Source organism: Nocardia sp. NPDC005746 (assembly GCF_040630785.1).
Classification (GTDB): Bacteria; Actinomycetota; Actinomycetes; order Mycobacteriales; family Mycobacteriaceae; genus Nocardia.
This window is the reverse complement of sequence record NZ_JBEXYE010000020.1, coordinates 111,847-119,422: the sequence shown is the minus strand read 5'-3', so window position 1 is coordinate 119,422 and position 7,576 is coordinate 111,847. Positions and strand designations below refer to the sequence as shown.

Below are 7,576 nucleotides of genomic sequence, written 5' to 3'. Positions count from 1 at the left end.
CGGCGGACGGCGTGGGCAGAGTCGACGGCATGGTGCGCGGTCCGCCGCCACCCCCGTTGTGGTTGCCCAGGATCCGGCCGAGACCGTTGTAGTCGTCGGCGGTGTTGTAAATGGCGCCGCCGGAACCGGATTCGCGGCGGTGGTGGTCGGCGGAGCCGGGGTGGCGGACGGCCTCGGGGGCTGCGCCGGGGTGGTGGTCGCCGGGACCACGCGCTCGCCCTGCCCCTGGGCCGCGTTCGGCGGCGCGGCCGCGCGCGGGGTGGTGTTCAGCGGCGGCGCCGGAGCCCCCTGCGCGGGCTGCGGATTGCCGACCACCGTCACCTGACCGTCGGGGCCGATGATGAGGCGGGCGGGATCCCTGGCCGGGATCATGCCGAGTTCGGCGGCGCGCTGGGCCAATTCGGGCGCCGAATCGGCCGCGGCCACCTCGCGCTGCAGCGCGTCCCGCTCGTCGGACAGCTTCTGATTGGCGCGGCGCTGATCGCCGAGCTGGTAGCTGTCCTCGGTGGCGCGGGTGGTGAGCAACAGCGTCAAGGCCAGACCACAGCCCAGCAGCGCGATGATGGTGGCCACGAAGGACATCCGCCCGCGCGAGATGGATTCACTACGCCGGCCACGGCGCATCCCGGGCAGCTCCACGCCGCCCTCGCGATTGCGGCGCCGGGCGTAGGCCCGTTGCGCCGCACCCGATTTGACCCGCTCGGCGGCCTGCACCCGGCGGGCCCCCCGGCTCACCTGCGTCTTGATCGTCATAGCGCGGCTCCGATCTCTCGGGTCGCGGCCCGGAACCGCCCGCCGCCCCGGCGCTGCCGCGCCCCGTCAGGTGCTCGGTTCATGCTCTGCCATTCCGGGGCATGAGCGGAGCGCTCCATGGTTACGCTCCGCTGCCGCCTCCGCGCCTGACCACTCATGCCCTGTTCTCCCCTGCGATACGTTCCGCCGCCCGCATGCGCACCGGAGCGGCTCGCGGGTTCTCCTCGATCTCCTGCTCGGTCGCCTTCTCCGCACCGCGGGTCAGGATCTTGAATTCCGGTCCCATGCCGGGCAATTCGACCGGCAGGTCCAGGGGGGTGCGCGAGGCCGACCGCTTGGCCAGCTCCACCTTCACCACCCGGTCCTCGAGGGACTGATAGCTCATCACCACGATGCGGCCGCCCGGGGCCAGCGCGTCCAGCGCGGCGGGCAGCGCCGCCTCGAGCGACTCCAGCTCGCGGTTCACCTCCACCCGCAAGGCCTGGAAGGTGCGCTTGGCGGGATGCCCGCCGGTGCGCCGGGCCGCGGCCGGGATGGTGTCGTAGAGCAGCTCCACCAGCTGGGCGCTCGTGGTGAACGGGGTGCGCTGGCGCCGCCGCAGGATCTCCGAGGCGATCTTGCCCGCGAACCGTTCCTCGCCATAGGTTTTCAGCACCCGGGCCAGTTCGCCGTGACTGTAGGTATTGAGCACGTCGGCCGCGGTGGGGCCGGTGCTGGAGTCCATCCGCATGTCCAGCGGCGCGTCCACCGAGTAGGCGAAACCGCGATCGGCCTCGTCCAGCTGCATGGAGGACACGCCCAGATCCATGAGAATGGCGCTGACCGAACCCTTTTCGGGCAGACCGGCCTGTTCGAGCGCGGCGGGGATCCCGTCATATCTGGTGTGCACCAGGGTGATCCGATCCCGGAACGGCGCCAGTCGCTCCCCCGCCAGCCGTAGCGCGGCGGTGTCTCGATCCAGGCCGACGAGTCTGATGTTCGGGTAGGCGCGCAGGAAGTGCTCGGCGTGACCGCCGAGACCGAGCGTGCAGTCCAGGTAGACGGCGCCCTCGGAATGCAGTGCGGGACCGAGGATTTCGTCGGCACGATGCAGGAGAACCGGAACATGGCGGGGGCCGTCATTGCTCTGGTTCACCTAGGACCTCCCGGAATTCACTGCCTCACGTTCATTCGCACGGCCACATCGGATAGCGAGCGACGGCGGGCCTCTTCACAACGACCTTCGAATTAGGGCGAATGCCCCGTGGTCTCTGACCGAAGCACCGCACCTGGCGTTGGGGAAGTACGTCAGGGTCGGTGTCGGGCAGAGGCCGCAGGGCACTCGCCACGCTCGGGCTAGAAGATCTCGCCCAGCGACTCGTCTCTGGCCTGCGAGTAGTCCTCCTCATGCTCGGCGAGGTAGGAATCCCACGCCGTCTTGTCCCATATCTCGAGGAAGTCGACCGAGCCGATCACCACGCAATCCTTGGAGAGATTCGCGTAGCGGCGGTGCTCTGCCGACAGCATGATCCGGCCCTGTGCGTCCGGACGTTGCTCATCGCTGGAAGCCGCCAAGGCCCGGACGAATGCTCGGGCCTGCGGGTTCGATCGGGACGCGGCCGCAGCTCTCCGCGCGAGCGCGGTGAACTCGTCCTTGGGATAAACGGCAAGGCTGTGGTCCTGTCCCTTCGTGACCATCAACCCTCCCGCCAGCTCGTCCCGGAACTTCGCAGGCAACGTCAGTCGCCCTTTGTCGTCCAATCGAGGGGTATAGGTACCGAGAAACACGTCTCGACACCTCCTGCCGGATCACCCTCTCGACTGTCGGCCTCCTGTAGTGCGGGCTCCACATTACCCCACTTTCCCCCACTTTCAATCGAAAGCGCCGGTGATCTCGGTCCCCGCTTGGCGAACTTCGCAGGTCACACCAGCTATCACGATGGTGGGGAAGATTTCGCGCAGTTCCCCCGACACGCGCGACGCGCGCCGGCGGGTACCCGACAACCGCCAGCAAACCCGCAGATAGCGTGCATATCCGGCACTTGTGGGGCGGGGTGCGGCACCCTCGTGGGGAGGTGTGGGGAATCGTGGCCGACACCCGACACGCCGATACCCGACCAACCAGAAACGCCGTGACGCCACACCTCAAATCGGTGTGGCGTCACGGCGTGTCGTGAATCTTCAGTTGGTCGATCGCGGTCCGCTACCGTGCGGGTCCGAAAGCCCTCGGCCGCACGGCAGCCCGGTCAACTGTCCTGTTCGAACCTCTTGCGGAACCGGTCCTCCATCCGCGCGGAGAACCCGCCCTGCTTGCGGGGCTTGCCGCGGCCGGCGCCGGGAGCGCCGCCCTGGCTGGGATGAGCGTCCGAGGCCCGACCGGCCGAACCGCCCATGCGGGGGCCACCAATCAGCAACAGCACACCCGCGCCGAACATGACGATGAAGCCGACGAGACTGATGATCGGGAAGCCGCCGGGCTTGAACGGAGCGGCGATGCCGGCCACCAATAGAAACAGGCCGAGGACGAACAAGGCCGCCGCCTGGAGTCTGCGCCGACCGGTGGCAGAACGTAACCGTCCGCCCCGAACAGTCGAGGCGAACTTCGGATCCTCAGCATAGAGCGCGCTCTCGATCTGTTCGAGCATGCGCTGCTCGTGCTCGGAGAGTGGCACGGTACCTCCCCCGGCACTAGATGGTGGCTGTCGCCTCCGGGTAGACGACGGGTAGCCGACCTTGGCGGCTATCTGCCACCAATAATACGAGTTCGATCAGAACCGGACCACCTACTCGCCGATACTCACGCCAGCATTCCGTTCACCCACCCTGAACTGGGCCGAAGTCGCGACGCGGCGGCCAGCAGATCCGCCACGTCGTGCAGGAATGCGCCTACCCGCGAAGCGAACTCGTCGGCGCGGTGGTCGCCGATGGGCCGGGACAGGCCCGCCTCGAGCGCCGCGCGGGTCTCGGACTGGCCGGTGAAATAGTCCGTCCACATGACGAATTCCGGTGCCGCGCGCTGCATCAGGACCCAGGCGTTGCGCGAGCGGGCCCGGGGCGCCCGGTCGGCCCCCGTCAGCGCCAGTACCGCGCCCGCCCCGCGTAGCGCGGCCAGGTAGGCGATGCGGAAACGCTCCGCCGGATCGCGTTCTCCCCGTGCCTCCGACAGCAGCCCGTCGGCCTTGCGCAGCAGGTCGCCGGCGCGGCCCGGGTGGCCCGGACGTTCAGTTTTCCCGGTCATTTCGCGTACCTCCCCACTCGCACACCCGAATCACATCTATGAGGACAACGCGTCCCGATCAGGCATTTCACCCAACTCGATGATCGAACAGGCATTCGAAGGTTTCTGTTGGGTTTGAATATAGAGAGACCCACCGACAAGTTGAGACGCCCGCCGTGGCGCTACTGTCGATCCATCCGTCCGCGCCAACGAGAGTTGCGTCCAGCCGATGACCGCAGTCACCCCCAAACCGACGCCGGCACCCGTCGTGGTCGACCTGTCGGCCGCGACCCTGCGGCACCGGCTGCACGACGCCCTGGCGGTCTACGTCGCGGCGATGGACTATCCGCGCGGCACCGAACACCAGCGCGCACCCATGTGGACCGAGCACACCACCCGCCCCGGATGGCAGGCCGTGGCCGCGGTGCTGCCCGACGACGACGGGCGCCTGGACCTGCGCACCGCGCCCATCGTGGCCATCGCCTACGGCTATCACGGCGCGCCGCACCAGTGGTGGCATCAGCAGGTGTACAGCGGCATGCGGCGCACCGGCTGGCCCGAATCCGGCGCGCGGGAACTGCTTTCGGACTACTTCGAGCTCACCGAACTCCACGTGCACCCCGCCGCGCAGGGCCGCGGACTCGGCGAGATCCTGCTCACCCGGCTGCTGCAGAACCGGCCCGAGCGCACCGTGCTGCTGTCCACCCCCGAGGTGGACCGCGAGTCCAACCGGGCCTGGCGGCTGTACCGGCGCCAGGGGTTCGGGGATGTGGTGCGGCACTTCATCTTCTCCGGCGACACCCGGCGGTTCGCGGTGCTCGGGCGGCGGCTGCCCCTGTGAGCGGGCGCGACAACGGTTCCCGCACAGTCGTAGTCGTCGGATCGGGGCACAACGCGCTGGTCGCGGCCTGCTACCTGGCCAAGGCCGGGCATCGGGTCGAGGTGCTCGAACGCGACACCGTGCTCGGCGGGGCCGTCTCCACTGTCGAACGGTTCCCCGGGCATCTGGTCGATCGGGGGTCCTCGGCGCACATCATGATCCGGCACACCGGGATCATCGAGGAGCTGGAGCTGGCCCGGTTCGGGCTGCGCTATATCGACTGCGACCCCTGGGCTTTCGCGCCCGCGCCCGCCGGGAGCGGGCTGGCGCCCATCGTGTTCCACCGTGATCTGGACCTGACCTGCGCGTCCATCGCCGCCGCCTGCGGGCGCCGCGACGCCGACGCGTACCGGCGGTTCGCGACCGTGTGGGGTCCGCGCAGCGCACGGGTGATGCGGGCCTTCTCCGGCACCCCGACCGGCGGGCATCTGCTGAAGTCGTTCTGGGGCATGGATCCCCGCGAGGCGGCCGGGGCCACCGGGCGCGCCAGCGGCGGGGCCCTGTCCCGGGAAATGATGCAGACCGGAGACGCGCTGCTGGACAGCCTGTTCGACAGCGAACGACTGAAGGCGGCGCTGGCCTGGTTCGGCGCGCAGTCCGGGCCGCCCATGTCCGAGCCCGGCTCGGCGCCCATGGTGGGGTTCGCGGCGCTCATGCACACCGTGCCGCCCGGGCGCGCGATCGGCGGCAGCGGCGCGCTGAGCGCGGCACTGGTCGCGCGGCTGGAATCCGACGGCGGCGTCGTCTCCCCCGGCGACGCGGTGACCGCCCTGACCCGCCGCGGCGACCGGTGGGAGGTGCGCACCGCGAGCGGGCGAAACCTGTCCGCGGACACCGTGATCGCGGGCAGCCACATCCTCACCACCCTGAACCTGCTGGAACAGGGCGGATTCGACGCCGCGACGATCGCCGACTGGCGACGCCGCATCCGCGTGGGCCCGGGCATCGGCATGGTGGTGCGCGCCGCGATCAGCGAACTTCCCCACTATCCCGGGGCCGAGCCCGGCGAATCGGCGCACGGGTTGCAACTCCTCGTCACCGACCGCCGCGAACTGCGGCGCGCCCACGGCGCGGCCCTGGCGGGCGACCTGCCGCCGCGCCCGGTCGTCCTGGCCATGACCTTCAGCGCCCTGGACCCGAGCATCGCCCCCGCGGGCGAACACCAGGTCACCCTGTGGTCGCAGTGGCATCCCTACGATCTCGCCGACGGCAGCGACTGGTCCGCGCACGCCGAGACCGAGGCCGACCGCATCATCGCCGAAGTCGACGCCCTCGCACCGGGATTCGCCGACTCCATCACCCGGCGCTACGTCCAGACCCCCGCCGACCTGGAACGCGAGATGGGCCTGCTCGGCGGCAACGTCATGCACGTCGAGATGTCTATCGACCAGATGTTCATGTGGCGCCCCCTGCCCGAGCTCGCCGACCAGCGCGTCCCCGGCGCCCCCGGCCTCTACCTCACCGGCGCCTCCACGCACCCGGGCGGCGGCGTCTCCGGCGCCAGCGGCCGCAGCGCGGCCCGCCTCGTCGAGCGCGACCTCCGCCCCCGCCTCCGCTTCCCCCGCCTCCGCTTCCCGCGCCGCCGATGACCGACCCCGCCCTATCGGGCCGCCACGACGAAACCCCTTGCGAGTCAGCCGAGACTGCCCGCCGGGACGGACCGCCATCGTGCTCCCCGGTGACCCTCGGTGTGACCGCACCCTCCGCCCGATCCGCGATGCGCGTCCCCGCTCGGCCGGGCCACACGACGCAACCCGTCGCCGCGCCGCCGAGACCGACGCGCCGGGACGGTCCGCGACCGCGCTCCGCCGCAGAGAGCAGCCCGAAGTTGGGCTGTCGCCGGTGATGGGAACTCCACCGGGTCTGGGCGCGGCGGGCGGCGGGCCCGCGGCCAGACACGGACTGCGAGCCGCCCGATGACCGTGACGAGGTTGTCAGCGGTCTCGGCCGAGCGGCGGGCCGTGGCGATCTCGGCGGTGCCCGCGGTCTTGCTGGTGCTGGTGCAGATCTCGTATCCGCTGACGCACGGTGTCGGGCGGGATCGGGTGACGGTGGCCGTCGTATTGCTCTCGGCCGGTGCGGCTTTGACGCATGCGGCGGTGACCCGGGGTGTGCGGTGGGCGTCCGGGTTGCTGGTCATCGTGTCCGGGATCGGGCTGGTTGCCGAGGTGGTGGGGACGGCCACCGGGATTCCGTTCGGCGGTTACGACTATGCGAGCGGGCGGCTGGGGCCCGAGGTACTCGGGGTGCCTGTGGTGGTGCCGCTGGCGTGGACCGGCGGGCTGTATCCGGTGTGGGTAGTCGCCGGGATGCTGGCAAGAAACGCGGCCGGGCGGATTTCGCTGACCGCGGCGGGAGCGGTGGGGTGGGATCTGTTCCTGGATCCGCAGATGGTGGCCGATGGGCAGTGGACGTGGCGTTCGCCGATTCCCGGGCTGCCGGGGCTGGCGGAGATTCCGCTCAGCAACTATCTCGGCTGGTTCGCGGTGGCGGCGGTGATGGCCGGGCTGCTGGCGGGATGGGATCGGACCGCGCCGGGTTCGGGTGCGGCTCGGGTGGTTCCGGTGGCGGTGTTCGGGTGGACGTGGCTGGGGTCGACGCTGGCGCACGCGGTGTTCCTGGGGCTGCCGGTGTCGGCGGTGTACGGGTGCTGCGGGCTCGGGGTGCTGGGGATTCCACTGGTTCGGGGGCTGAGGGCCCGTCGAATCACGCTGTGGCCCGGGACGCATGGCACGATGTGAGCCGTG

8 protein-coding genes are annotated in these 7,576 nt (G+C 70.5%); 3 read left to right on the top strand and 5 right to left on the bottom strand.

Annotated features, from left to right (window positions below):
• The 5 genes from ABZ412_RS29915 to ABZ412_RS29895 all read right to left on the bottom strand — a co-directional run.
• Positions 1-624, bottom strand: a 624-nt coding sequence (locus tag ABZ412_RS29915) for a hypothetical protein (RefSeq protein ID WP_357286724.1), incomplete at its 3' end; no start/stop codon positions are given.
• Positions 625-907: 283 nt separating this feature from the next.
• Positions 908-1,888, bottom strand: a complete 981-nt coding sequence (gene rsmH, locus ABZ412_RS29910) for a 16S rRNA (cytosine(1402)-N(4))-methyltransferase RsmH (protein WP_357286704.1) — start codon at positions 1,886-1,888, stop codon at positions 908-910.
• 200 nt (positions 1,889-2,088) lie between these two features.
• Entirely contained in the window at positions 2,089-2,520 is a 432-nt protein-coding gene (gene mraZ / locus ABZ412_RS29905) for a division/cell wall cluster transcriptional repressor MraZ (protein WP_213560465.1), read from the bottom strand.
• Between the two features lie 458 nt (positions 2,521-2,978).
• The gene (locus ABZ412_RS29900; protein WP_357286701.1) at positions 2,979-3,404 is read right to left on the bottom strand and encodes a DUF3040 domain-containing protein; all 426 of its coding nucleotides are present in this window, start codon (positions 3,402-3,404) and stop codon (positions 2,979-2,981) included.
• Between the two features lie 125 nt (positions 3,405-3,529).
• Positions 3,530-3,970, bottom strand: coding sequence for an SAV_6107 family HEPN domain-containing protein (locus ABZ412_RS29895; protein WP_357286698.1), 441 nt, complete (start codon positions 3,968-3,970; stop codon positions 3,530-3,532).
• A gap of 208 nt (positions 3,971-4,178) precedes the next feature.
• Between ABZ412_RS29895 and ABZ412_RS29890 the strand changes: the two genes are divergently transcribed.
• From ABZ412_RS29890 to ABZ412_RS29880, 3 genes are all read left to right on the top strand, one after another.
• Positions 4,179-4,790 (top strand): GNAT family N-acetyltransferase, encoded by a 612-nt coding sequence (locus ABZ412_RS29890; protein ID WP_357286695.1) that lies wholly within the window; start codon positions 4,179-4,181, stop codon positions 4,788-4,790.
• Complete coding sequence (locus ABZ412_RS29885; protein WP_357286693.1) at positions 4,787-6,418, top strand: NAD(P)/FAD-dependent oxidoreductase; 1,632 nt, start codon at positions 4,787-4,789, stop codon at positions 6,416-6,418. The genes ABZ412_RS29890 and ABZ412_RS29885 overlap by 4 nt, the downstream gene beginning before the upstream one ends.
• Before the next feature lie 327 nt (positions 6,419-6,745).
• Positions 6,746-7,570 carry a carotenoid biosynthesis protein gene (locus ABZ412_RS29880; RefSeq protein WP_357286690.1) on the top strand — a complete coding sequence of 275 codons (825 nt, stop codon included), beginning with the start codon at positions 6,746-6,748 and terminating at the stop codon, positions 7,568-7,570.
• Positions 7,571-7,576 lie beyond the last annotated feature (6 nt).